This is a genomic window from Sphingobium salicis subsp. salicis, assembly GCF_049472635.1.
Lineage (GTDB): Bacteria > Pseudomonadota > Alphaproteobacteria > Sphingomonadales > Sphingomonadaceae > Sphingobium > Sphingobium yanoikuyae_A.
Map to the genome: position 1 here is coordinate 468,590 of NZ_JAYRCS010000002.1, position 25,039 is coordinate 493,628.

Genomic DNA, 25,039 nt, shown 5'->3' on the forward strand with positions numbered 1-25,039 from the left:
TCCCAACATTGAAAGATATCGGTTCTGACTTGCTCGGGCTGCGCGAGACCGGAAACAGGATTTTGAACGACCAATGCCTGTTTGAGGACGCGGTCGCGCCAGCGTCCCGCTCGCGTCAAAGAGCCATCTCGACGATATCCAGGCGATTGTCCTTCGCGTAGATCATAGCGGCCTGCAGGGCATCCATGCGAGAGGCGTAGCCCCCATTTTCGAGATTGAGAACAGGATCTCCCACCCGCCCACTCTCGGCACTGACATGCCAGCGGCCCTTCTCCTGCCTGATCGCAACATATTTGAACATGATCGGAGACCTTGAATGCGGCGCCTTTGGTCTGCCGACAATGCGGCAATCGCCTGATCGTTCCACCAGTTCGATTTCGTGTTTCCGGGCACTTTGCGCGGACTGGCCATCCACGCTTCAGTCGCACGTGGTAGCGCCTTTTTGCTCTGACAATATATCCCATCCCGTGAGGAAGAATGCCGCAGCGATCGGCCCCACCACGATACCGCTAAGGCCAAGCGTCTCGATTCCGCCCAGAGTCGTCACCAATATGAGCCAATCCGGCAGCCCGGTGTCTCGACCAACGAGCATTGGCCGCAGGAGATTGTCGACAAGACCTATCACGAAGACGCCTGAAGCGATCACGGCGATGGCCTGCCAAAGATCACCCGACGCAAGCAGATAGGTCGCCACAGGAAGCCATATTATCGCAGGCCCGATCGCTGGCAGCAGGGCCGCAATCGCCATGAGCACCCCCCATAAGAGGGCGGCCGGCATGCCGACTATCCAGAAAGTAGCGGCGCCCAGAAAGCCTTGCGCCAGGGCAACGATTCCCGATCCCTTAATCGTCGCTCGAACAACGATCACGAAGCGCGCTGCGATCCGATGGGATATGGCGTGTTCGAGAGGTAATCTCTTGATGATCTGGGGTGCTAGCGCCTCCCCATCGCGCAGGAGAAAGAAGCTCACATAGAGACCCACACCGAAGGAGAGTACGAAAGCAGCCGCATCCGCGCCGATCGTCAGAGCGCGTTGCGTCAACATGCTGGCGCTGGCGCTCAACGCCTGAGAAATTTTTGCCTGCGCCCGTTCGAACGTACCAAAGCCGGCATTCTCGACCCAATGTTGCATGCGCATCGGCAAGGCAGCATGAACCTGACCAAAATAGGTTGCGAAGTCGATCTGGCCGCTTCTGATCTTTGCGTAAACGCCGCTTGCCTGCTCGACAACGAGACTTCCGATGATCAGGGCCGGCATGATGACGGCAATGATGATGATGAGCAGCGTCAGCGCTGCCGCCAGATTACGTCGTCCGCGACAATCGATCAGAATATGCCTGTAAAGCGGCTGAAACAGCAAGGCTGCCAAAGCCGCCCATAGCAATGCCGAGATGAAACCCGAAATGATCAGAGCAAGTCCGACCGTCGAGACAGCGATGAAGAGGATCAATCCTCCATTGTCGATACGCTCGCGTGATATCATTCAAATTCCGATCGCTCATAACTGACATGCGCAGCCCGGCTGGCGCTTTGTACGGGGGGAGACAATCGGCCTCTGCCATCCGGCTCATCTCTGCGCCTTGGGCAAACAGGATGATCACGCTATGGTGACGATCCTCACCCGACTGTCACGATGCTGCGGCTTGACGACCGCCGTATCTCCGAGGCGGTCGAGCATGATATCCGCTTCTCCCGCCCCCAATGGAAGCGACGCGATGAAAAGACTGTCGAGAAATGTCGGCAAGGTCGGTTGGCGGAAGATGATTTCGTTGGACGACACGTTGAACCCCAGTCCCAGACTGGCCTGGATGAGCGACAGGGGAGCCGCTGCCGACCATGCCTGGGGGCTGCAAGCGACCGGATAGAAGGTCGGGCCCTGCGAACGCCGCCGCGGGAAACCACAGAACAGCTCCGGCAGGCGCAGGAGATCAACATAGGTTGCAGCGGCAAAGAGGCCTTCGAAAATCTGCGCCGCCTGACGTTGAAAGCCATATCGCGAAAAGCCCGCGGCGATCAGCGCATTGTCATGCGGCCAGATCGACCCATTATGATAGCTCATGGGATTATAGCGTCTCTCGGTCGACGCTATCGTCCTCACACCCCAACCGGAGAATGAGGCGGGCGCCATCAATGTCGCCACAACCATAGGTGCGCGCTCTGTTCGAGCCAGACCAGTATAAAGAACATGGCCTGCGTTGGAGGAGCGAATGCGACAGGGCTGCTTCTGCCCGTCGAGCGCAAGTACATATGTTCCCAGTTCCGCGTCAAAGAAAGTCGCGTCGAAACGATCCTGCAGATCGACGGCTCGAGCGAGATAGGCTTCCGAGCGATCCAGATCACCTGTTGCGCGATAAATGCTGCTCGCCGCCTGCCACGCGCCATAAACATAGGCTTGAACTTCGGCGAGAGCGATCGGGCCTTTGGCAATACTGCCATCAGCATGGAATATGGAATCATGGCTGTCTTTCCAGCCCTGATTTTGCAGCCCCTGATCCGTCAGTCGTCCATATTCAACGAAGCCGTCGCCATCGCGATCGCCATGATTGTCGATCCACTGCAATGCAGACTCGATATTGGGTAATATTCCGGCGAGAAACTGAAGGTCTCCTGTGCGTTCCAGATATGCACCGGCCAGCATGACGAAAAGCGGCGTGGAATCGATGCTGCCATAATAATGGCGGAAAGGAACTTCACCCAGTTCGGCCATTTCGCCATGACGCACTTCATGCAGGATTTTACCTGGCTCGGCATCGGCGGCTGGATCGAAATGCGTCGCTTGGTGCGCGGCGAGATATCCCAGCACGCCTCGGCTGATAGCCGGGTCCATCCAGATCGTCTGGAGTGCGGTTATCAGCGCATCCCTGCCGAAAACCGTGCTGAACCAGGGAATGCCTGCATAGGGATATGGACCATATTCCGTACCGGTGGAGAGCATCGAGATATCGGATACCGAACGTCGCGTCACAGCATCGAAGAGGTCATTGGACGATCGCATCGACGCACTGCGGCGGCGTGAAACCTGCAGCGCACGCATGGCCTCGCGCAGGGATTTGAGGAACAGCTTGGGCAGGGGCTGATCAACTTCGCTCATTTGTTCGCAGGCAACACGTGCGAACAATGTGCATCGACCGCCGGGAGCAACAGAGACATCGAATAGCGCCTGCTCGGCCGTCAGCTGGGCTGGCGCGGGATCAAAATGGAGATGTGTCGACCGCTCAAGGCCATCACGCCCCTTATATCCCAGCAGGACATCGGCCTCTTCGACCTTCGGCTCGTGCATGGTACCACGGCGCAATCTTGTCATGCCCCGTATCTCGAACAGATCCGCGAAATCGGAAGCGAAGGAGAGGCCCACGGATACCCGGCGCTCTGCAATGTCAAAATTGCGCACAATGATCCGTTCGTAGATCGCGCCTTCCCACAGGAAGCGGCTGCGACGCAGATGGATCAGATCATGCTCCACTTCGACGCGGCCGTCTGATCCGAGGAAATCCGGGTTGGCCAGATCGCAGGTCAACATCGCATTGTCGTCGCGTAGCGCCGAACTCAGCAGTATCGGGCGCATGCCGTTGACCGTGAGATAAAGGTGCGAAAGGTGGCGCGTATCGCGATGATAGAAACCCTCGGGACTGCCAGGTCCGGATATGGCGTCGCCGCTATGGTCAAAGACGGCAAAGCTGTCTCCATGCTTGAGCGTGCGTGGCCGACGCTCGTGCAATGAAGCGGTAGCAGGGATGAAGAACTGGGTTTGCGCCTGTGACAGCGCCTGTCCTCCTGCAATGCCCGGCACCCCTGGCTGCGGTTGGGTCAGCGACATGGCGACTCCTATGCGACGATCTGCAATTCCGACTCCTCGCCGCGCTGGCGACGCAGCCAGGCGGCATCCGTACGGGCGCCCGGCAGCCTGTGATATAATGCGGCATAGTCTGCGGCCATCCTGCCAGCCGTGAACCGTGCGTCGAACGCGCCACGCACCCTTGCGCGCTCAAGGTGACGAAGTTGGCCCACCGCTTCGACCGCCTGGTCCTCGCTGTCCACGATGAAACCCGAGCGCCCATGCTCGATGATCTCGGGCACCGATCCGCATCGGAACGCAATGACCGGTGTCCCACAAGCCATTGCTTCGATCATTACAAGACCGAAAGGCTCGGGCCAGTCGATCGGGAAGAGCAAGGCCCTTGCACCCCCGAGAAAATCCGCTTTCTGCTGTTCGTTGATCTCGCCGATGAAGCGAATATTGGGATAGAGTTTGATGAGGGGCGCGATTTCCTCTTCCCAATACCCCCTATCGACAGCATCGATCTTTGCGGCAATTCGCAGTTCGATGCCGGCCCGGGCTGCGATGCGAATGGCGCGGTCTGGTCTTTTCTCGGGTGAAATGCGCCCGAGGAAAGCGAGATACCCCTCACCGGCGCCGAGGCTGGGCTGCAGCAGATCGACCGGCAGACCATGGTAGATGGTCGCACCCCAATTGACCGGTGGCATGGGCTGGCGCTGATGATCGGAGATCGACACGAGACAGTGATCGCCAAAACACCGGTAGAATGGCGGCAGATCGGGAAGGTCCAGTCGACCATGTAATGTCGTGACGGTTCGTCCGATAAAATCCTGGATCATGGGCAGATGCAGCAGATCGATATGGAAATGGAGCGCATCAAACTCGTCGGCCCTTTGCCGCACCGCATCCAGCATCATCATATGATAAGGTATGGTGTCGACGATACCCGGGGTCAGTCGCAGCGCCGCCGGCGTAATCGGAACAAGCTCAGCCGATGTCTGCGAATCGCCGCTCGCGAACAAGGTCACTTCATGCCCCTGATGCACCAACGCCTCTGTGAGATAGGAGACGATCCGTTCGGTACCCCCATAAAGCTTGGGCGGCACACTTTCAGCAAGGGGAGCGATTTGAGCGATCTTCATGCGGCTATCCTCTACCGGAGATAGGCCTCGTTCATCCCCCTGCACACGAGCCGCAAAGTAAAGCCCCGCAAATGCCTAAAGTTGCATTGCAGCAATAATAAAAAATACAATTCAATACCGAAATGATTTTTAGTATTGATTTAGATCAATCAGGAGAATTTCATTCTTCAGGAAAATCCTTGTCTTCGCCTGCAGCCACTTGCTCACGCGCTATTTCGGCGGCACGCAGAAGAGAAAGGCCCGTCCCCTCTGCTGCATTGGCTGTCAGCGTTATTGCAATACCGTTCGGTCCATCCAGCATGATCAATCCGGCGTGGGCTGAGGCAATGCCGGCTTCTTCATGGATACCTGGGGTAGGCATAACGGCTCTGCTCCTTCTCAAGGACACAAGAACGATATGCCACCAGCGGCGGTTCCGTCAGTCCTGCTCGTCGAGGAACAGGTAGGCAGGGTCAAATTCACCCAACCGCGCCAGACCTCTCAGATCACGGATCTCAACATCATGGCGGTGGATTGCTAGGAGATCGCGATCTTTGAGTTCACGCAGCATGCGGTTCATGTGAACGGACGTTATGCCGCATGCTTCTCCCAAATCGGCTTGGGTCATAGGAAGAGCAAAACGCGCTCCATCACTTCGACCGATCGCTCGCAATTTCGCTTCGGTCTCGCAAAAGAAGTGGCTGACCCGCGCAATCGCATCGAGACGACCGAGACGAAATATCCACTCGCGATGCATGGCGGCATCAAGCAGCGTGCTGAACCATAGCAATTTCGTGAGTGACGGGCGCGTCGCGACGAGTTGATCGAGAGCAGCATGAGGCACTAACGCTATCTTACAGGCGGTCAGTGTCGCGAGGTCATGATCAAGATGACCCAGCGGGTAGCCATGGAGGTCGACAAAATCGCCAGCCACATGCACCGCAACGAGTTGCCTTTCTCCTTGCCTGTCATCCATGTATCGGCACATCATACCTTCGATGAGATAGGTACTCATGCTGACATTTTGATCGCGAGATATAAAGGTCTTGCGGGCAGGCAATGTCCTTAAATCGGCAACCGCTTCCTCAAGTGCTCCAAGGTCTTGGGCACTCAGCAGATTACGCCTGCGACTACGCAGAAAATCGGCAAACACCATCGTCATGTCCAGCATTGCAGATTGGATCGTCATGCATTCGCACATCACCAGAACAGGGTCGAGCGCAAAGGGTCGCTTGAACTCGTGCGGACAGGGCTGGCGGCGACCGAGCGGTGGAGGTCGCGATTGCCACGTTCGCAAGTGGTATCAGGCGAGCGCTTCGAGATCGATGGAGAGGCTGCGACACAAACACAGAAGTAAAAACCCTGCATCTTCCGATGCAGGGCTAGGGGGGCCGCAAATCAATGACTTGCTAAAAAAATAACTACTGCAGGCGCGTTTTGTATCCGAAGAAATATCTTCATCCGCAAATTTCGTTACGGCCTTCCCACTGGTATTATGCCTCGGACTGTCTGGGTCATATGGAGGATACCAAGCCTTGCCTCAGGGAGCGTTTGAATTATCGGCGTCAGGCCGCTTCCGCGTCTGCTTGTAACTCACCGCAGGGCTATTTGTCGCCATGGATGGCTTGGTCTTGCAGGCGGATTGCGCGTTCTGCGCCACCGTCTTCTCGAAAGTCCGCTTGAGCAGCCACCCGACCGCGAAGGTGACCGTAGCTGTGACGGCTGCGCGCGCTGCGGTTTCCGCAATCCCGATCTTCACTGCATCCTGCATCGCTTCATCATAAGACTTGCCAAAAGCGCGATTCCGCGCGGTCTTCTTACGAAACATCATAGACCCTCACCCTGTTGAAATATCGATGGCGGCTGCATTTCCGCCCGTTCAGAATCAGTCCCGCGCTGTCAAGCGCGATGGCGTATCGGCAAATGCCTCGATGAGCGCAGAACAGAATGCCGGCAGGTCTTCAGGACTGCGGCTGGTGATGCATTGGCCATCGATCACTACCTTCTCATCGACCCAAAGGCCGCCAGCGTTCTGGATATCCGTCTTAATTGACGGGAAGGAGGTGAGCGAATGGCCTTTAGCGATCTTGGCTTCAATTAAGAGCCATGGCGCGTGGCAGATCGCACCGATCGTTTTTCCAGCACCGAAAATTGCTTCGACAAAGGATATCGCCTCGGCGCTCGCGCGCAACTTGTCGGCGCCGACACTGCCGCCGGGAATGACCAAGCCATCAAATGAAGCCGGATCCGCCTCAGAAAATACGGTATCGACGGCATACTCGCCACCAGGATCAAGATCATTAACATTGGTGCGCGCTTGGCCAGGTTGAAGGCCGATCACTTTGACGCACGCTCCGGCCTTCCTAAGTGCGTTCATGGGCTCCACAAATTCCACTTCTTCTGTACCGCGCGGAGCGATAAGAACGGCGATCGTACGGCCGTTGAGCGACATGGCGACTCCTTTGGAAATGATGTCTTGACTTGGTCAGATGACTGTTCAACGGCCAGAAGCGCAGCAGGATCCGCTAATCCCGCAAACTCAAGGCTCGAGCTAGTTAGACTTTGCGCGATCGGCTGTGTGGGCTGGTTTCAGTCGAAGTGCGTATAACGCGAGTCCCAGAGCCTCGGATATCATCGCTGTGAACCGCACCGGGATTGCCGAAGGCCATTTCATTTAAATTAGGCTGCCAGTGGGACGTCGTCCAGCATGGCATAATATCGCTGCTCGGCTTCGACCGGTGGGATGTTTCCGATGGGCTCCAAGAGCCGCCGATTATTGAACCAGTCCACCCATTCCAGCGTAGCGTACTCAACGGCCTCAAACGACCGCCAAGGCCCTCGACGGTGGATCACCTCGGCTTTGTAGAGACCGTTGATGGTTTCGGCCAAAGCATTGTCGTAGCTGTCTCCAACGCTTCCAACTGACGGCTCGATGCCAGCTTCGGCGAGACGCTCGGTATATTTGATGGACACGTACTGCGATCCGCGGTCGCTGTGATGAACCAGGCCGCCTCGGTGAACAGGCCGCCGATCGTGGATAGCCTGCTCCAGCGCATCCAGCACGAAGCCGGCGTGCGCGGTTCTGCTGACGCGCCAGCCCACGATGTAGCGGGCGTAGACGTCGATAACGAAGGCGACATAGACGAACCCCGCCCAGGTCGCGACATAGGTGAAATCCGAGACCCAGAGCATGTTCGGTGCCGGAGCATGAAACTGGCGATTGACCTGATCCAGCGGGCATGGTGCTGCCTTATCGGCAATCGTGGTGCGCACCGGCTTGCCCCGGATCACCCCTTGCAAGCCAAGATCTCGCATGAGCCGTTGCACGGTGCAGCGAGCAACATCGAAACCCTCGCGCTTCATCTGCCGCCACACCTTGCGCACGCCGTAAACGCCGAAATTCTCCGCAAACACGCGCAAAACCTCGGGCCTCAGAGCCTCGTCTCGTCGAATGCGTGCGGACTGCAGTGCGGGGTCGCGTCGTTTGGCGACGCGCTCATGATAGGTGGATGGGGCGATCGGCAGAACCCGGCAGATCGGCTCGACCCCATAGGCATCGCGATGTTCATCGATAAAGGCGATCATCGTTTGAACGGGCGGTCGAGCTCCGCCTGAGCAAAATATGCCGACGCCTTGCGAAGGATCTCGTTAGCTTGCCGCAGTTCGCGGACCTCACGCTCAAGCGCCTTGAGCTTCTCGGCTGTCTCCGTCGGCACCCCGCCGCGCTTGCCGCTGTCCACCTCGGACTTCTTCACCCATTCCAGCAGCGTGTGCCCGGAACACCCGATCTTCTCGGCCACCGATGTGATCGCCGCCCAGCGGGAAGGATAATCACCTTCATGATCCAGAACCATGCGGATCGCCCGCTCGCGAACCTCGGGTGCAAACTTGTTCGTCGTCTTGCTCATCGTAGACCCTTCCTCTCAGGAGTTAGGGCCTCCGGCAATCCCGGTGCGGTTCACTGCTCTTCGAGTCTGATCTGCCCCCCGCTGAGTGGCCCAGAGACTATGATAGTCTGGACCACGATGACCCTCACCCCAACACTGGTCCGGCCTTTGTGAGAAAAGCCGGCTGCTTTTGGATCAGGGCAGGCATGCCTGCCCTGATCCAAAAGCGTGCTCCATCGGGGTCTGGTTGCCGAGGGAGCTGTGCGGACGGACCTCGTTGTAATCGATCCGCCAAGCCTCACATTTTACCCGAGCATCGTCCAGGCTCAAGAACCAAAAGGCGTTGAGGCATTCGGCCCGGACGCGGCGGTTGAAGGACTCGGCGAACGCGTTGTCCGTCGGTTTGCCGGGGCGGCTGAAGTCGAGGACGACACCGTGCGTCCAAGCCCAAAGATCCAAATCCTTCGAGATAAATTCCGGCCCATTGTCCAGGCGAATACGCTGCGGTCGCCCATGCCTAGCCGCAACCCGTTCAAGGGTTTGGACGACATCGGCACCGCGGTAACTCATCCTGACATCGAGTACCGGCGATACCCGGCTGAAGTTGTCGATGATCGACAGCACACGGATTTTACGACCGTCGAAGAGCTGATCCGACAGGAAGTCCATCGACCAGCATTCGTTAGGCGCCGACGCTGGTGCCCTGTCGTCACGCAGCTTCGCCTTCACCTTGCGCTTAGGCGTCTTGTTGCGCAGTTGCAGGCCCATCTCGCGGTACAGCCGATGCGTCCGTTTGTGATTGATCTTCCATCCTTCTCTCCGCAGCAGGACATGGATCCGCCGATACCCGTAGCGAACACGGGTCGCGGCCAGCTCCCTGATCTTCATCTTGAGGCCGGCCTGATCGAGGCGACGTGACTGGTAGCGCTGGGTCGATCGGTTGATCGGAAACGCGCTGCAGGCCCGCCGTTCGCTCACTTGGTAGCTCGTCCGCAGTTAGCTGACGATTTCCCGAGCTCGATCAGGCCTTACATTTTTCGGCGGATGACATCCTGCAGCATCTCCTTGTCCAGGCTCAGGTTCGCCACGAGGCGCTTGAGGCGGACATTTTCCTCCTCCAGTTGCTTCAGCCGCTTCATCTCCGACGGCATCAAGCCGCCATATTTGCTCCGCCATCGGTAGTAAGTTTGAACTGAGATGCCCGCCTTCCGGCACACCTCCTCAACGGTCGTTCCGTCCTCAGCCTGCTTGAGAATGAACGCGATCTGTTGCTCGCTGAATCTCGACGTTTTCATCCACGGTTTCCCTTGTTCGGCATTCGCCAAACCTAACCGAGAATTTCTCTCCAAACTCGGACCAGTTTACGGGGAGCAGGTCAAGTGCCTTCGCCCATCTTGCGATAGAGCGTCGTGGGGAAAGCACGGTGCGGGCCAGAACGGTTCTGAGTCCTATGATACGGTCAGGGCTATTCACGGGGTCGATTTCTTCAAATCACGATGTTGCAGGCGCCCCCGGCCAAAAGAATTGGGTACCTTACCCTCCCGGACAATAGACTTAGTCAAGGCGAGCCTTCACGGCGTTGCGGTGTCGTGGACGTTGGTGGCAGGTGGCGCACAGCCGGGTATCCATCGTGCGCGCCTAATCACGGCGCACGAACCTCGCTTCAAAGCTTCCTGTTGCATCGTTGCAAGGTGCACACGCGGGGGCAAGGTTCCCCACGCCATTGTTCCTGTCCGGCGTGAGCGCAAAAACGTGATTGATTACCCGCGCAGGCGTGATCCGGCTTCGTGTCGAAAGCATCGACAAAGCAGCTCCTTGGCTAGAATGCCGGTGCAAAGGCGCCGTTAAGCGGATGTGGGTTCGAGGTGTTGCGATCGATCAAGGCGCTGGGCGGTTGTCTGGCGGCCAATATCGAGAGTTTATCGGGCTTCAAGTGTTCAATGCAATGTGATTGGACGGCCCCAACCGCTGAACGGCGTCACCGGGGTAACGATAACACCTTCGGGACCGTCCGCCTCCGATGCTACGTCTTTTGGGACTTCAAGTCAAAAAATGGCCCGACCAGGGAGCGGATCGGGCCAGCTAATATTCGCCGCTACTGAATTCGGAGCGCCGGGAAAATGGCGATCTCTTGTGGTGCTGGTATGCGCCAAAGGTGCGAAAATCGGGTTAATCGTCGCGGAAAAAGGAACGGCCCATCCGACAGTTCGGATGGGCCGAGTTTATTTGAAGGCTTGTTACAGCCTTCGGGTCGCGATCGACGCATGCGCTGTTCCGCGATCGTTGGCAACCATTAATCTGATGTTCATTTTCTGAACGTCCCAATTCAGGCCGGTTGCGCGATCCGCTCGATCATCTTCGCTACGCCGGTTGGGTCTGTAGCGATCATCTGCAGGAGGACGCGGGCGGGTTGATCCGGGGCGCGGCGGTTCTGCTCCCATCCTTTCACCGTCGGCAGCTGCAGATGGTCCACCTCGGCAGATCTCGCCTGAGACAGTTTCGTCGCTGCACGGACGGCCCTCACGTCAACCGGCTAAAGGACCACAACTCTTAGCGCTTGATCGCGTAATAATCCTTCACATCGTTCAGACCAGACATGATCTCGGCTAAATCTTCGTCATCAACGACCATTATCCTTTTTTAATTTATTTCGCTGAATGCTTGGCTTGCTTGCTCTCTTCTCCTGTTAAATTTATCTAATTTTACTTTGAAAGAACAGTCACAAAAAACCGTTTCATCGGCATTCTGGTAATAGGTGATCACCCGGCAACTACTGCTCTTACACTTTCCTTCACGCGGCACCCGGAGCTTGCGAACCGGCTACCGCCTGTGATGATGTCGCCGATTTGTCGGGCTAGCGGCAACGTGATCAACGATAGCTGTGCGCTCGTCATCAAGATGACTGCCGCTTTGGCAGCGTTGAGATAGGTAGGAGTTTCCACGGCCGTCTGTATGTCATCCCTCTACGCCGATGACGCCTAGGTAGTGACGTAGTTGGAGCGTTCGGGGATCGGCCGCCCTGAGTCATGGCCGAACATCGACAACAAAAAGTCGGGAACTAATAGATCGTTCGGTTCGGCCTGATCTGTCTCAGATCGAAGCCTGCCGCTTGGTGAATCAGTCCGTGGCCCGACTGCGTTCCATCACTGTAAGAAAGGAGCCTTTCAATCTGCAGACATAAGCGATTGTTGACCAGGCTGCGGCAATGAATAGAATACAAGCATCGTCATACTTATCACGCTGAGCAATTAACCGATCAATAAGTATCATCTGCCATGACACCCCACCAAATACAACGATTCAAGGGGTTAACCGTGGTCAGGTTCATCGTTTGCGCGGCATCTGTTGCTATCGCCGCTCCTGCTCTCGCTCAGGACGCCTCCAACTTCGAAGGCGGAAAAGCCGGTATCGTTCTCGGCTACGACACCGTGAACTTTGATTATGGTTACGATGTCGATGCGTCCGAAAGCGGCATGCTGTATGGTGTCACGGCGGGCTATGACTTCGCCCTCGGCAACAGCGGTGCAATCCTTGGTATCGAAGCCGAGGCATCGGATTCTACCACGAAAACGTCGGCGCACGACATTTTGTTCGAGGGTGACAAACTGTCGCTCCTCGCTGATCGTGACCTGTATATTGGTGCCCGGATCGGCTTCGCGGTCTCCCCCAACATGCTGCTTTATGCCAAGGGCGGCTACACCAATGCCCGCCTCAAGCTCCGCTATTCTCTCGATGGCGACAGTGCAAGCATCGGCGACAATATCGATGGCTATCGCATCGGCGGAGGCGCAGAATTCACCAACGGTTCAAACTTCGCGCGCCTTGAATATCGTTACAGCGACTATGGGAAATATGTGTATCGCGAAGGCGGCATCGAACTCGACACCGGCGTCAAAATGTCGCGTCACCAAGTTGCAGTAACTGGCGGTTTCCATTTCTGACGATATAGCGATTTAGCGACTCGCCCTTGGACGACGGTCCAGGAGCACCGGCCCCGATCATGGAAATGGTCGGGGCCAATTTCGTTTCAGGCCGCCATTTTCCTTTTGCCGCAATGACCGCGCTGCGATAGCCAAGCGATACGGCTTGCTCCCCCAGGGCCTGGAACCGTGTCCTCTTGAACTGTGACGGCTAGGCTCGATGGAGTGTGCTTTGCGCCGCGGATGAATTTCGCCCAGTCCAGCCTCCAGTCGAAGGTGGAGTATGACTCTACTAATAGGCAGCGCTGAAACTGGTAGCACAGACAGGCCCACATGCGCAGTATTAGGGCGCATGCGGAACCAGCAGCTTATCTCACGCCAGATCTCGGATCTTTGGTTCTCGCGCCCAATGTCGTTTGGGTCCCTTGTCCAGGAGCATTTCGTTTGGAATGACACCATCGTCCTTTTCTACCCCTGCCTTGTCCAGAATGATCTGCGTGCCGGGGCAATGGGCGATGGTTTTGCAATGCCCATAGGCGTCCATGAACCATTGAACTGCAGCGCCCTGCTTCGACAGTTTTTCCGCGCTTTCCGGCATCAGCACGGACGCAATCGCATCGAACAGTACCGACGGCGAGCCATCGAGCTTTCCATCCGCTTCGAGTGTCCCGCCCTTGACGTTGAGGGCACCGACTTTCGGCGCAACCAGAAAGACGCTGCCGCCCGCTTTCTCCACGCCTGCCTTGATCTTCTCCACCATCGCTTTGTCGGAACCCTCTGCAAACAGAATTCCGACCTTACGGCCCGCAAAGCCATCCTTGGCATTCTTCTGGATGGAAAGAGCGTCAGAAACGGGCATCTCCACAATTTCTCGGGCCGCTGGCGCCTTTTCAGGTAGAGCGATCGCCAGCCCATCGGCGACTCGTTGCGCCAGAACCTCGTCAACGTTGCGCAGACGCGCGAGAACCCGTAGCCGCACATGAGGCAAGGCCACCTTCGACAATTCGAAGACGATGGCTGATGCGATGTGCGCCTGCTCATTCTGCGTCTGCGACAGATAGAACATCCGAGCCTGGCTATAATGATCGGCAAATGTTTCGGCACGTATCCGCATCTTTTCAGTTGGATCGTTGCGCTCGCCATTATCACTAAAGGATGTGAACCCGGTTTCGGACGCGACGCGGGGACCACTATCCTCACCCGCCTCATTCAGGCTGTTTGGTTCGTAATTGGCGCGCCCCTTGGGAACCAGCGTCTGCATCAACCCGTCGCGCTGCATATTGTGGAATGGGCATTTTGGCGCATTGATCGGAATTTGATGAAAGTTGGTCGTTCCCAAACGCGACTTTTGCGTATCGAGATAAGAGAAAAGTCGCCCCTGCAGCAGGGGGTCATTCGAGAAGTCGATGCCTGGAATGAGGTTGCTGGGCAGGAAGGCAACCTGCTCCGTCTCGGCAAAGAAATTGTCGACATTGCGATTGAGCGTGAGACGCCCGATGATCTCGACAGGAATATCCTCTTCGGGGATCAGCTTGGTTGCGTCCAGCACATCATAGGGCTGTTCTGCCGCCCAAGCCTCATCGAAAATCTGCACGCCCAGATCCCAGGCGGGATAATCACCGCTGGCAATGGCTTCGTACAGATCGCGGCGATGAAAATCGGGGTCGGCGCCTGCCGTCTTCACGGCCTCATCCCAGACCTGGGACGCGACGCCCAGAACCGGTTTCCAGTGGAACTTCACGAACTTGCCGTCGCCCTGTTCGTTGATGAAGCGGAAGCTGTGGACGCCAAAACCTTCCATCATCCGCAAGGACCGAGGAATGGCCCGATCGGACATGGCCCACATGATCATGTGCATGCTCTCTGGCATGAGTGACACGAAATCCCAGAACGTATCATGGGCGCTCGCCGCCTGGGGATAGCCGCGATCCGCTTCCATTTTGACCGAATGGATAAGGTCAGGAAATTTTATGGCATCCTGAATGAAGAATACCGGAATGTTGTTGCCGACCAGATCCCAGTTGCCGCTATCGGTGTAGAATTTCACTGCGAAGCCGCGCACATCGCGCGGTGTATCGACGGAACCCGCGCCACCGGCCACAGTCGAGAAGCGAACGAACACGGGGCAATGCGCACCTTTCTTCTGGAAGATGCTCGCTTTGGTAACATCAGTAATGGCCTTGGTGCATTCGAAAATCCCATGGGCGCCAGAGCCGCGGGCATGTACGATCCGTTCAGGGATGCGCTCATGGTCGAAATGGAAAATTTTCTCGCGCAGGACGAAATCTTCTAGTAGCGTCGGACCGCGAGCGCCCGCCTTGAGGCTGTTCTGGTTGTCTGCGATCCGGTGCCCGAAATTGTCTGTGAGGGCATCACCGGATTGCTCTGCCTTCAGCTTCTGCTGCGTCTCTCCACCTTCTCCGGCCGTCGTCTCATAATCGGGACTTCCAGCTCCGGGCCGGTGATCAGCCAGACTATTTTCCAGAGCTGCATCACTCTTGGGACCCGAAGCGGTCATATCAACTCTCCCTGATGATCATGCGAGGCTGCGATCGTCGCAGCAGACAGACCTCTAACTGGAAGCAGCAGGCTGGGTTCCGGCGAGTGGCAAGAAGATGTCCAGAACCAATCTCGATCAATATGAACGTGGAATGTTGGCAGCGCGGGATTTGATCGCATGAAACCGGCCGTCACAAATTGTGAGAACCTTCTGTGGATATACCCCTTTTCGCGCGAAGTGCCGTCAATGACGTGGTGATATCTTTGTCATCCGATATGGCGGATATCGGTGGTAATCAGGATCTGATTGCGACCGACAGGCTGACGCGTGTCCCCCGCATTCATGTTCTACATCATGCTGGCATTTGGAGATGATCTCTGCTCGGGTGGCAGCGGCTCTAATGAATTATGCCGACACTGGGAGCGCATCGGCTCGCGCTAATTGGCCATCACGCGTTGACGGCGACGGGAAGGCACCGCTCGTGATCCACAGCCCGTCCGTCCGACATTGTTATAATGCCCCTCCACCACTCAGTGCTCGGGCCGCGGAACATAGCAAGACTGCCGATCCTGGGGAGCGCATTCCAAAGGACGCCGTCAAACGCAAAACGCCAACAGGAATCGCAGTTGAGCGGTACATGCCTGAATGCGTGCTCTTCGCTTCCGCTATCTGGGTGCGGAATGCGAAGTTCGCTCGGCACATCACGATGGCTACCATCGGGAAAGCGAACCTCAATCGTCATTCGCAAGCCTCCAAAATCCTGCAACAAGCGCAGTAGCCAACGCAAAACGCCTTGAGATATAACGAGTTCACGGTCTGAGAAAATTCCCAGGACAGGCGGACTAGCCCAACAGATTCTAGCTGAACAGTGGATCGGCCCCTACTGTAGTTGCAAGCACAACTCCATGGCACCACCCGTGTTCCACTTGAGGCATTTGCGTCCCAGGGAAGGGAACGCCTCATCCCCTCCCCTGGACAATGCTATTTTTTAGAAGTGGAAAATGACGCCAGCCATGGGGCGGAAGCTGTCCCAATCATAGGTGTCGACCTGCACGCGCAGGCGCACACCGCTGCTGCCTGTAACCCCGCCGAGGCCGATCTCCTTTGGCCCCACTTCGACACCCGCACCGTACATCCAGTCCTTCTCGTCGGGCCAGCCGCCTTTGCCATTGACCCACTGGTAGCCGGCCGAGGCGTAGATCAAGCCACTCTCGCCTGCGCGGGCGCCCACACGGCCCTTCACGCCATACTCCCAGTCAATGTCACTGAAACCCTTCGAGGCGTTCCCTTCCACCCCGACAAACACCGGCCCGAGCGGCACGTTCACGCCCGCGATGCCGCTGATCAGAGCGCCGTTCATGATCGTCTCGCCCGGAACGCTGCCGAACTCGGTGCCGCGGTCAAAGGTGTGATAACCGCCGAGAATGCCGACATACGGCTCGATACCGAAGGCCTTGCTGCCATCGGGTGCGGTATCGTCCTGGGCCATGGCAGCAGTCGGCAGTGCCAGGCAGCCCAGCAATGGGAGAATGATCTTCATCATGATGTACGTCCCTGTTTGATTTTTTAACGAGGCTCAAACTAAAGGACATGCGCAACGGTTGCTCGATGCAAAAACAATAATGCTGATGTTGCAATTTTGACACTATTAGGATGCCATCGCCAAGGCCTTCTGCAATGAAATTATCCAAAGAACTGCATTCTCTAAATTTGTTTCGGCATCGTTACGTAATTTTCAGCAAGAATATCATGATGCCACTTTTGCAACATGACCGGGACTATCTTTAACTTGGATTAAATTTCTTGCTCTGCGACTCTCAGATATTTTTTGGCCTTCGTCAGTCTAGGGCGAGAACTGACGCAATACAGGCGGATCGCTGCCTGCAGCGGACCCAGTTGCCATGCACCCGCGCCCGGCATCGTCGTGCATTTCATGCTAAGCGCGCGCGATGAACGGGCGCATTCTGACCACGGGTTTATCCCGACAAGTTCTGGCGATTGCCTGCCCCATGCTCTCTCGATCGCACTGCTACTCTTGGGCTGGGCACCGCCTGCGCGCGCTGAATTGCTACGCATTGGCGATGCCCTATCTCACGCAGTGAACCGATCGATCGCCCCTAACGACATGCGCCCATCCCATTTTGCCTGTAATGGTGATCCTAATGGCTATCAGAAGGGTACATTGTGGCTCCATGCCGCCTTGCCCCGAGGCTCGCGCGATCATGAGGATCTGTCGCTGATCATCCACAGCTCTCGATTTGATCGACTCGTCGTGCGCTTCATCTATCGTGACGGTGCCGTCGAGCAGCAACATGTCCGGAGCGGTAATTTCGGGACCTATTGGAGAGCTGGCGGCCAACTCGCGTTCCGCGCGCCCTATCGCGACGTTCCTGTCGTGGCCTTCACCTTAAGATTTGACAAAGTGGCGAGCGCGCATCTCCTGCGGATGAGGCTTGTCGCGCGTGGTGAAGAAGCCACCCAGACAACTGGCTTGGCTACCTTGACCGGTGCTGCGCTCGTTCTGCTGATTGTGGGCGCGATTTATAACGCCTCACTGGCTCTTGCCGTCCGTCAGCAACATGCCGGCTGGCAGGCTGCATGGGCATTCTGCATGGTCATATGGGGGGCGTGCTGGTCGCAACTTCATCTGTTCTTCTTTCCCTCCATGGCTAGCGCGGTATCGGCGCAAATCTGCACTGGTCTCTCCTGTCTCGCCATCACGCTCGCCACTTTGAGCGCCGTCACTGCTCTTGAAAGACAGCATCTCGACGCGGGGTTGAGGCGCACAGTCCTGGGCCTCACCGCAAGCGTGTGCGCATTGGGCTTACCGCTTTCGCTGATGCGTTTGGGGCCGTTCGACATGCTCGGCAATCTGCTAGGATTCCTGGTCCGGGCCAATCTGACGGCGGTCGCATCCTGTATTGGCCAGGCATGGCGACGGGGAAGCAGCGCGGCGCAGAGCCTCGGTGGGGCCTGGGCACTGCCAATGACCGTTCTTGCGTCGACCAGCTTTTTCGACGCGGACGCCATGTTCTGGGGCGGTGGGTCGCAAATTCTGGTCCTGTTCGCAGCGGCCTGGCAAACATTGTGGCTCTCAGCTGCCGCTTCGCGTGCTCATGCCCGGTTGCGGATGGAACGAGACTTCGCCCGGCTCGCAGAGGCTAAGGCCCATGAGCTTGCCCGCCGTGACGTTTTGACAGGGCTGCCAAACCGACGGGGTTTCACGGAAAGAGCCGGCGGGATGCTTGAAGGCTTGCCTGCGTCAGGCGCGCTGGTTGCCCTGCTCCTGATCGACGTCGATTGGTTCAAGTCGATCAACGATGTCTATGGTCATGAGGCTGGCGATCACGTTCTGGCAGCTATTGGCCGCTGCATCGCACGGCATGAAAATTCCTCCTGCGCCGTGTGCCGCCTGGGTGGGGAGGAATTTGCGATGATGATCACAGGAGCTGAAATTGGGAACATCGAGCAATTTGCAAAAACCCTGCGGCGAACTTTGGCCAATCTGAGCCACGGCGACATCATCGGTAATCGCATGGTGACGGTGAGTATCGGCGTGACAGCCTCGGCATCCCGCGTTGACTTTGGCACGCTTTACCGGCTGGCAGACGAAGCGCTTTACGACGCCAAGCGCGGGGGGCGCGATCAGATCGCAATCCGCCTGGGTGAGTGGGCGGGCGCTCGTCAAAATGACAGACCCCTTTCGCCTGACGTGGTTGCAGCGGGTTGAGGTGCTCCGGCCCGGCGACGCCTCGCCTTTGGCGCGCGCCGGGCTGGCGACCATATCTCAGCACAGAGGCTTGTCCGGCTCGAAGTCCCACAGTCGAGGCCGGTTCGAAGCATCGCGCTGCTCACGTGCGCCGCCACCGCCACGGCGCCGCATTTCTGCAAAAATTATCTGGTCGTCACCGGTATGGCGCTCGCTTTGAATAAGACGGAAGGCTTCCATCAGGTCACCCTCATCCCATTGGCGAACCGAACCTATTTCATTCGACATGCGTCCCAAGCTCTCTGCGCACCTGCACCATCATTGCCGGAAAAGACCTTTTTCGAGGCTATGCCCCCATCGAAGCTTCGGTCTCATCGCCTGCGTCGGCCCCGAAACTGCCGCTGCAAACTGCTGAGGGCAGCTGGCGTCGGACAACGCGAACTCCGCCATTGTGTTCCTGCGCACCGCTATAGCCCGACGGTTGCCCGCTAGATTTCCATGGCAACCAATATGTTCAGGAAAGCCTTCTGGCAAAGGTGCCGACGTAAAGGAGGGATGAAGGTGGTGAAGGATTTCGAGCTCTATTATTGGCCATTGCCATTCCGCGGACAGTTCATCAGGGCCGCGCTTGCCTTCGCGGGCAAGAGCTGGAACGAACATGATGAGGGTGAGATCGCCGCCCTGATGAAAATGGCTCCGGAGGATCAGCCGGTGCCCTTCATGGGGCCACCCCTCCTGATTGATAATGAAACCGGATTAGCCCTGTCGCAGATGCCAGCAATCATGGTCTATCTGGCAGAACGTCTTGCCCTTGTGCATGGCGGTACCCGCGAACGCGCCTTGACGGTCAAGCTCGTCAATGACGCGAATGATATCATTGACGAACTGACGCTGGATGGCGGCCGGCAGATGTGGACGGAGGATCGATGGGCCAGCTTTATTCCTCGGCTGGTGAAATGGATGCGCATCTGGGAGGCTGTGGGCACAACCAACGGCCTTGAAGCTGGAGACGGTTTCATGCTCGGCATCGCAAAGCCAGATCTGGCCGATATCGTGACCGTGACATTATGGGGCACAATGGCCAGCCGCTTCGGCGCGATCGCTGCCATGCTCTCCCAACATGCGCCTGCAACGATGGAGCTGGTCCAGCGTCTGCGCGCTCATCCTGCCTTGGCGAGGCTCGAGGCAAGAGGCGTGACGCGCTATGGCGACGCCTATTGCGGCGGGGAAATCGAGAAGTCTCTGCGCGCAGTTCTGCCCGCCGGCGGTGTTTGAAACCGAACGCTATCCCCCTTCGGTAAGGTCGCTTCGCATCTGCCCATGGGCCAGGACCGCGAACAGGCCGCTTCCACCGATGATATTACCGACCAGCGCAGGGAGGGAGAAGCCGAACCAGGCCTGCTGGAAACTGACCTCGCCGCTCAGCCAGAGGAAGCTGATCTGGGACGAGCCGGTGACGACATGCGAAAAGCCGCCAAGGCCGATGACATAGGTGAGGAGGAAGATCGCCCAGAATTCGCTGCCCCTGGCATTGGGCAGGGCCCAGGCAATCGCGGCCATGATGAAGCCCGCCGGAATGCCGAGCATCAGGGTTTTCGACCAGTCCTGCCATTCGAGCTTGGCGAGAATATCCAGCGCCACGATGCGCTGTTCATGCGTGATGATGACCTCACCGGCCATCAGCGCGCTTACGAGCGTGACGCCGACAAGGTTCCCGGCCAGCACGCAGCCCCACAGGCGCGCGAGCCGGCCCAGATTGCCAAGGCTCGGACGGGTCGCGACGGGCAGCACCGCTGTGACCGTGCTTTCGGTAAAGAGCTGCAGCCGCCCCATGATCACGATCAGATATCCGACCGGATAGCCCAGCAGATAGATGAGAGGCGCCCAGTCTGTGTCGGGCAGCCTTGCCCGCAGGAACAGCTCGGACATGAGCGACAGGGTGATCGCGAGGCCGGCGGCCAGGCCAGAAAGCATGAGTGCGAGGATCGGTCGATCCAGCTCTTCCTCGCCCTGGAGCCGCACGACCTCATGGACCACCTTTGCCGAACCCGTGCTGCGCTCCTCGACATGCGCGGCCTCCTCAGCGTCCAAATCGGGATGCGGGCTATCCTTGGCTTCATGCATCTGGTCCCTTCCCCTGTCTGCCGAAATGACGTCTGCCTCTCTCGCCGCTTTCCTGTTCTTACTGTCCGGCACTGCGCAAGGCTCCCAGGATGAGCGCACGGTAGCTATGCTCCCTGACGCCATGGGGCGCATCCAGCCCCATGCGCTCGAGCGCGGCCAATTCCGCTTCGTCGGGCTGACCACCGCGCAGGCCGCGCGCAATCAGGGCGGCCAGCTGGGCGGGTCTTGCCGCATGGTCTGCCAGATATTGCATCGCCGGCAGCAGCAGCTGCTCGATCTGCGTAAAGTCCGTGCCGAACGGGAAGGAAGGAAATGTCTCCTTGGGCATGGCCGCGCCGATCCGCTCGGGCAGATTATCCCTGTGCGCTTCGGGAATGTCCCAGTCGGGCGCTATCTTTTCCGCGGACCGTGCCATTTCCACAAGTTCGCGCTGAAAACGGCTGTCGGCGATGGCGATCAGGCGCTGGATGACCTGCTCATCGCTTTGGCCGCGCAGGTCTGCAACGCCATATTCGGTCACGACCATGTCGCGCAAATGGCGCGGGATGGTTTCATGGCCATAGCTCCAGACGATATTGGACCGGGTCTCGCCCTTGTGACGCCGGGTGGCGGGCAGGGTGAGGATCGAACGCGCGCCGTCGAGTTCGAGCGCCTGCGCCACGAAATTATACTGCCCGCCTACGCCGCTGACGACCTGGCCATCTTCAAGCCCGTCCGAGATCGTGGCGCCCAGCAGCGTGACCATCATGGCGCTGTTGACGAAGCGGGCCTTTTGCCGCGCCTTGCGCTTGGCCGCTTCGTCGCCAAACAGCGCATTGATATAGCTGATCTCGCGCATATGGATGCGATCGCGCAGCTTCTCGTCCATGTCCCGCAGCGCGGCGTAGAAGCTGCGCGGGCCAACGAAGAAGCCGCCATGCACGATCGCGCCATCCACTGCGCGCTTGATGATGCCGGCCCTAATGAGATCGAGGAAACAGTCGACCAGCATCTCGGTCGGCGCATATAGGCCTTCCTCAAAGGGGCCGGTTTCCCATGGCTCGGGAGCGCCCAGCCGGTCGAGCGTTGCGCGATAGGCACCGGGCTGTTCCTGCCGCAGGATTAGGCTGTGGGCGATCGCGTCGCCGATCGCGCCGATGCCGATCTGAAGCGAGCCGCCATCGGCTATCAGCGCGGCTACATGGGCGCCGATGGCGTGCTGGGCAGGGCTTACGGGTTGGCGTGGCGGCCCGAAGAGAGGAAAGCGCGTGTGCGCGCTATCGAGGATGATGGCGAACCGATCGGACGGGATTTCGGCCGGCCCGCGCATGAAGGGCAACTCGTCATTGACCTGTCCGATCAGGGCAAAATCGGCCCGGCCCCGATCGCGCTCGGCCAGCAGGTCGAGCGTCATGTCGCTATTGCAGCTGAGGCTATAGCTGTTCCCCCGTCGCGCGACGATCTGCGCCACGACATTGACGCCCTGGTCGATCAGATAGCGCATCGCATGGGTATAATTGGCTGCGATATAGTGGCGCTGCGCGTCCCCATTGCCGAGCCGGCTGCCGGCCTGGAAGAAAAATTCATTCACCTCGATATTGGCCGGCATCTCGCCTGCGCGCTGCGCCTGCGCATAGGCAAAGCGGGGATATCCGCCCATTGTCCGCTCGAACACGGGCTCGAGGAAACGACGCTCGAGGTCCGTGCCAAGCGAGGGCTGCTCGAGCGTGAGCGCCGTGAAGATACGAAGCCTGATGGCGGGATCAGCGCTGGCACGGGCGAAGAGGGCATTGACGACATGAGGCGCCTTGCCAAGGCCCAGCGGCAGGCCAAGGACGATATGCCCGTCGGTGCGAGCGATGATGCGGTCGGCTACCTCTTCTGCCGAACCAAGTTCCAGGGGCTCGATCCCGCCGGTCCTCATTGCAGCATGTCCCAGCCCGGATCGGGCCGGAACCGCTCGCCATGGGCTTCGCGCAGCCCCTCCAGCACGGCTTTGACTTCGCCAACGCCGCGTGCGCGGGCATAATGGAGCGGTCCGCCACGAAAGGGCGCAAATCCGGTGCCGAAGATCATGGCCGCGTCGATGATATCGGGATCATCGGTCACCTTCTCGCGCAGGACCGCGACGGCCATGTTGAGCATCGGCATGATGAGCCTGTCAGCCATGTCCGGCGCGGGCGGGGCGGCGCTGTTTCTGACTGCATGGCCATCCTGCCAGGCATATATGCCTTTGCCGGATTTTGCCCCCAGATGACCCGCCGAAACCCTGTCGTGGAGCCAAATCGGCGTGGCGGGCATGGGCCAGTCCAGTTCGCGTTTCAGCATGTCGGCAACCGCAAGGCCGATATCGAGGCCGACCTGATCGGCAAGTTCCAGCGGGCCCATGGGCATGCCGAAATCCATTGCCGCCCTGTCGATCGTCTCGGGCGCGATGCCCTCGTCCATCATCGTCATCGCCTCGACCAGATAGGGGGTGAGGATCCGGTTGACGATGAAGCCGGGGGCGCTGCGGGCCGGGGCCGGCAGCTTGCCTATCATGCCGACAAAGGCTTTTGCGCTGGCCTCGACCTGCGGATCGACGCCGTCATGGCTTATGACCTCCACCAGGTCGAGCCGCGACACGGGATTGAAGAAATGGATGCCGATCAGCCGCTCGGGATGGCGTAACCCCTCGCGCAATTGCTCAAGCGGAATGGAGGAGGTGTTGGTCGCCAGGATTGCGCCGTCCTTCATGCGTGGCTCGGCGCTCGCATAGAGGGTGCGCTTGAGATCGGCCTTTTCCGGGGCAGCCTCGATCAGGAGGTCGGCTTTGGCGATGCCCGCACCATCCGGGTCAGGGATCAACCGATCCAGCGCATCGCGAACCTTGAGCCGATCTCCATGGGCGAGCTTTTCGTACAGCTTCGCGGCTCGGCCAAGAGCAGCGCCAATCGGCTCTGGCTTCACGTCGGAAATGCTGGTGCGCAGACCGCGCCAGGCGCACCAGGCCGCGATGTCGCCGCCCATCGCGCCCGCACCGATGACATGGACATGGGCGATCGTCTTCGTTTCCGGCCCAGCCAGTGTCTTGAGCTTCTGGCGCAGGAAAAAGGCGCGGATGAGATTTTGCGCGCTGTCGCTCATCATGAGATGCGCGAAGGAGATGATCTCCGCCTGTTTCATCGCCTCCCGGTCGCCACCATGAGTTTCCCAAAGGTCGATGAGCGCATGGGGCGCGGGATAATGGGCCAAGGGTGCCCTGGCTTCAGCCTGGCTGCGCATCTGCCGCGCCGCCAAATGGCGGACTGGCGCGGCGTCCTTCAGGCGATCCAGCAATGCCTGACGGCCCTGATCCATATTTCCATCTACCGCTGCGATGATGGCGGCGTGGACGTGGCGCTCGGGGACGACCGCATCGACCAGCCCCATGTCTTTCGCATAGCCAGCATCGATCGACTTGCCGGTCAGCATCAGTTCCATCGCCGCGATCGGATCGCATAAATGGGTAAAGCGCGCCGTGCCGCCGAGCCCTGGATGCAGGCCAAGCTGCACTTCGGGGAAGCCGAGCCTTGTCCCTTCGATGGCAATGCGCTGATGGCACGCCAGCGCGACCTCGAGACCGCCACCCATGGCATAGCCGTGGATGACCGCAATGGTCGGAAAGGTCAGCGCTTCGAGACGGTCGACGATCGCATGCGCGGCGGCGATCCGGTCGCGCACCATCGCCTCGTCGCGCATGTCACGAAATTCGCTGATATCCGCGCCGGCAAGAAAGCCCTGTTTCTTGCCTGAGCGAATGACCAGCGCCCGGGGCGCACGGTCCGCCATCATGTCGAGTATATGGTCAAGCTCTTCGAGCACGGCCTGGGACAGCAGATTGGTGTCCGTTCCCTGCTGATCGAGGACAGCCCAGCCAATGTCTTGGGCGTCGCGCGTGAAGCGCCAGTGATGCAGGGCCTCCGCGCGATGGGGCGCGGGACCGGTCTCCAGATCGCGATCGGCCAGAAAGGACCAGACAGGATCGTTCATCATGGTCTCC

At 58.5% G+C, this 25,039-nt stretch carries 19 protein-coding genes, 1 pseudogene and 1 other annotated feature; of the genes and pseudogenes, 3 read left to right on the forward strand and 17 right to left on the reverse strand.

What is annotated here, in order from left to right; all coding sequences use genetic code 11:
* Window positions 1–115: 115 nt before the first annotated feature.
* From VHN57_RS26735 to VHN57_RS26785, 11 genes and pseudogenes are all read right to left on the reverse strand, one after another.
* The gene (locus VHN57_RS26735; RefSeq protein ID WP_063976880.1) at window positions 116–301 is read right to left on the reverse strand and encodes a hypothetical protein; all 186 of its coding nucleotides are present in this window, start codon (window positions 299–301) and stop codon (window positions 116–118) included.
* A 117-nt stretch (window positions 302–418) separates the two neighbouring features.
* A complete protein-coding gene (locus VHN57_RS26740; RefSeq protein ID WP_063976881.1) occupies window positions 419–1,483 on the reverse strand; it encodes an AI-2E family transporter in 1,065 nt (354 codons plus the stop codon).
* Between the two features lie 114 nt (window positions 1,484–1,597).
* Entirely contained in the window at window positions 1,598–3,817 is a 2,220-nt protein-coding gene (locus tag VHN57_RS26745; RefSeq protein WP_063976882.1) for an amylo-alpha-1,6-glucosidase, read from the reverse strand.
* A gap of 8 nt (window positions 3,818–3,825) precedes the next feature.
* Window positions 3,826–4,920: a glycosyltransferase family 4 protein gene (locus VHN57_RS26750; RefSeq protein ID WP_017503093.1), complete on the reverse strand. Its 1,095-nt coding sequence runs from the start codon at window positions 4,918–4,920 to the stop codon at window positions 3,826–3,828.
* Window positions 4,921–5,080: 160 nt separating this feature from the next.
* On the reverse strand, window positions 5,081–5,281 hold the full coding sequence (locus VHN57_RS26755) for a hypothetical protein (protein WP_080727390.1): 201 nt from the start codon (window positions 5,279–5,281) through the stop codon (window positions 5,081–5,083).
* Between the two features lie 57 nt (window positions 5,282–5,338).
* The gene (locus tag VHN57_RS26760) at window positions 5,339–6,055 is read right to left on the reverse strand and encodes a Crp/Fnr family transcriptional regulator (protein ID WP_026109599.1); all 717 of its coding nucleotides are present in this window, start codon (window positions 6,053–6,055) and stop codon (window positions 5,339–5,341) included.
* Between the two features lie 384 nt (window positions 6,056–6,439).
* The gene (locus VHN57_RS26765) at window positions 6,440–6,730 is read right to left on the reverse strand and encodes a hypothetical protein (RefSeq protein ID WP_017503095.1); all 291 of its coding nucleotides are present in this window, start codon (window positions 6,728–6,730) and stop codon (window positions 6,440–6,442) included.
* A 54-nt stretch (window positions 6,731–6,784) separates the two neighbouring features.
* On the reverse strand, window positions 6,785–7,351 hold the full coding sequence (locus VHN57_RS26770) for a type 1 glutamine amidotransferase domain-containing protein (protein ID WP_063976883.1): 567 nt from the start codon (window positions 7,349–7,351) through the stop codon (window positions 6,785–6,787).
* Between the two features lie 227 nt (window positions 7,352–7,578).
* Window positions 7,579–8,807, reverse strand: a protein-coding gene (locus tag VHN57_RS26775; protein ID WP_423282422.1) for an IS3 family transposase whose coding sequence is annotated in 2 segments (ribosomal slippage) — window positions 7,579–8,519 and window positions 8,519–8,807 — 1,230 coding nt in all. Because the reading frame shifts where the segments join, the coding sequence is not laid out codon by codon here.
* Window positions 8,410–8,526: a sequence feature (AL1L pseudoknot), on the reverse strand. It overlaps the preceding gene by 117 nt.
* A 174-nt stretch (window positions 8,808–8,981) precedes the next feature.
* Window positions 8,982–10,081, reverse strand: a pseudogene (locus VHN57_RS26780) (IS3 family transposase).
* Window positions 10,082–11,112: 1,031 nt separating this feature from the next.
* On the reverse strand, window positions 11,113–11,259 hold the full coding sequence (locus VHN57_RS26785) for a hypothetical protein (RefSeq protein ID WP_164546082.1): 147 nt from the start codon (window positions 11,257–11,259) through the stop codon (window positions 11,113–11,115).
* A gap of 841 nt (window positions 11,260–12,100) precedes the next feature.
* Here VHN57_RS26785 and VHN57_RS26790 point away from each other — a divergent pair.
* Window positions 12,101–12,727: an outer membrane protein gene (locus VHN57_RS26790; RefSeq protein ID WP_423286498.1), complete on the forward strand. Its 627-nt coding sequence runs from the start codon at window positions 12,101–12,103 to the stop codon at window positions 12,725–12,727.
* 352 nt (window positions 12,728–13,079) lie between these two features.
* Here the strand turns inward: VHN57_RS26790 and VHN57_RS26795 are convergent, their stop codons facing one another.
* Window positions 13,080–15,224: a catalase gene (locus VHN57_RS26795; protein ID WP_423286500.1), complete on the reverse strand. Its 2,145-nt coding sequence runs from the start codon at window positions 15,222–15,224 to the stop codon at window positions 13,080–13,082.
* Between the two features lie 970 nt (window positions 15,225–16,194).
* Complete coding sequence (locus VHN57_RS26800; RefSeq protein WP_017503103.1) at window positions 16,195–16,749, reverse strand: outer membrane protein; 555 nt, start codon at window positions 16,747–16,749, stop codon at window positions 16,195–16,197.
* A 285-nt stretch (window positions 16,750–17,034) separates the two neighbouring features.
* On the opposite strand from VHN57_RS26800, the gene VHN57_RS26805 reads away from it, so the two are divergent.
* The gene (locus VHN57_RS26805) at window positions 17,035–18,936 is read left to right on the forward strand and encodes a GGDEF domain-containing protein (RefSeq protein WP_423286503.1); all 1,902 of its coding nucleotides are present in this window, start codon (window positions 17,035–17,037) and stop codon (window positions 18,934–18,936) included.
* A 57-nt stretch (window positions 18,937–18,993) separates the two neighbouring features.
* Here VHN57_RS26805 and VHN57_RS26810 read toward each other — a convergent pair whose 3' ends face one another.
* Window positions 18,994–19,203, reverse strand: coding sequence for a hypothetical protein (locus VHN57_RS26810; protein ID WP_423286505.1), 210 nt, complete (start codon window positions 19,201–19,203; stop codon window positions 18,994–18,996).
* Between the two features lie 267 nt (window positions 19,204–19,470).
* Between VHN57_RS26810 and VHN57_RS26815 the strand changes: the two genes are divergently transcribed.
* Window positions 19,471–20,190 (forward strand): glutathione S-transferase, encoded by a 720-nt coding sequence (locus VHN57_RS26815; RefSeq protein WP_313230971.1) that lies wholly within the window; start codon window positions 19,471–19,473, stop codon window positions 20,188–20,190.
* Between the two features lie 9 nt (window positions 20,191–20,199).
* Here the strand turns inward: VHN57_RS26815 and VHN57_RS26820 are convergent, their stop codons facing one another.
* Genes VHN57_RS26820 through VHN57_RS26830 form a run of 3 tightly spaced genes read right to left on the reverse strand, consistent with a single transcriptional unit; the run spans window position 20,200 to window position 25,032 of the window.
* Complete coding sequence (locus VHN57_RS26820; protein WP_423286507.1) at window positions 20,200–21,039, reverse strand: formate/nitrite transporter family protein; 840 nt, start codon at window positions 21,037–21,039, stop codon at window positions 20,200–20,202.
* Window positions 21,040–21,097: 58 nt separating this feature from the next.
* Window positions 21,098–22,942 carry an acetyl-CoA hydrolase/transferase C-terminal domain-containing protein gene (locus VHN57_RS26825; protein WP_423286509.1) on the reverse strand — a complete coding sequence of 615 codons (1,845 nt, stop codon included), beginning with the start codon at window positions 22,940–22,942 and terminating at the stop codon, window positions 21,098–21,100.
* Window positions 22,939–25,032, reverse strand: coding sequence for a 3-hydroxyacyl-CoA dehydrogenase NAD-binding domain-containing protein (locus VHN57_RS26830; RefSeq protein WP_423286511.1), 2,094 nt, complete (start codon window positions 25,030–25,032; stop codon window positions 22,939–22,941). The genes VHN57_RS26825 and VHN57_RS26830 overlap by 4 nt, the downstream gene beginning before the upstream one ends.
* Window positions 25,033–25,039 lie beyond the last annotated feature (7 nt).

Bases quoted from the DNA above. Each gene is read 5' to 3' on its own strand.
- VHN57_RS26735 (WP_063976880.1), bottom strand. From the start codon at position 301: ATGTTCAAATATGTTGCGATCAGGCAGGAGAAGGGCCGCTGGCATGTC.
- VHN57_RS26740 (WP_063976881.1), bottom strand. From the start codon at position 1,483: ATGATATCACGCGAGCGTATCGACAATGGAGGATTGATCCTCTTCATC.
- VHN57_RS26745 (WP_063976882.1), bottom strand. From the start codon at position 3,817: ATGTCGCTGACCCAACCGCAGCCAGGGGTGCCGGGCATTGCAGGAGGA.
- VHN57_RS26750 (WP_017503093.1), bottom strand. From the start codon at position 4,920: ATGAAGATCGCTCAAATCGCTCCCCTTGCTGAAAGTGTGCCGCCCAAG.
- VHN57_RS26755 (WP_080727390.1), bottom strand. From the start codon at position 5,281: ATGCCTACCCCAGGTATCCATGAAGAAGCCGGCATTGCCTCAGCCCAC.
- VHN57_RS26760 (WP_026109599.1), bottom strand. From the start codon at position 6,055: ATGGTGTTTGCCGATTTTCTGCGTAGTCGCAGGCGTAATCTGCTGAGT.
- VHN57_RS26765 (WP_017503095.1), bottom strand. From the start codon at position 6,730: ATGATGTTTCGTAAGAAGACCGCGCGGAATCGCGCTTTTGGCAAGTCT.
- VHN57_RS26770 (WP_063976883.1), bottom strand. From the start codon at position 7,351: ATGTCGCTCAACGGCCGTACGATCGCCGTTCTTATCGCTCCGCGCGGT.
- VHN57_RS26795 (WP_423286500.1), bottom strand. From the start codon at position 15,224: ATGACCGCTTCGGGTCCCAAGAGTGATGCAGCTCTGGAAAATAGTCTG.
- VHN57_RS26800 (WP_017503103.1), bottom strand. From the start codon at position 16,749: ATGATGAAGATCATTCTCCCATTGCTGGGCTGCCTGGCACTGCCGACT.
- VHN57_RS26810 (WP_423286505.1), bottom strand. From the start codon at position 19,203: ATGTCGAATGAAATAGGTTCGGTTCGCCAATGGGATGAGGGTGACCTG.
- VHN57_RS26815 (WP_313230971.1), top strand. From the start codon at position 19,471: ATGAAGGTGGTGAAGGATTTCGAGCTCTATTATTGGCCATTGCCATTC.
- VHN57_RS26820 (WP_423286507.1), bottom strand. From the start codon at position 21,039: ATGCATGAAGCCAAGGATAGCCCGCATCCCGATTTGGACGCTGAGGAG.
- VHN57_RS26825 (WP_423286509.1), bottom strand. From the start codon at position 22,942: ATGAGGACCGGCGGGATCGAGCCCCTGGAACTTGGTTCGGCAGAAGAG.
- VHN57_RS26830 (WP_423286511.1), bottom strand. From the start codon at position 25,032: ATGATGAACGATCCTGTCTGGTCCTTTCTGGCCGATCGCGATCTGGAG.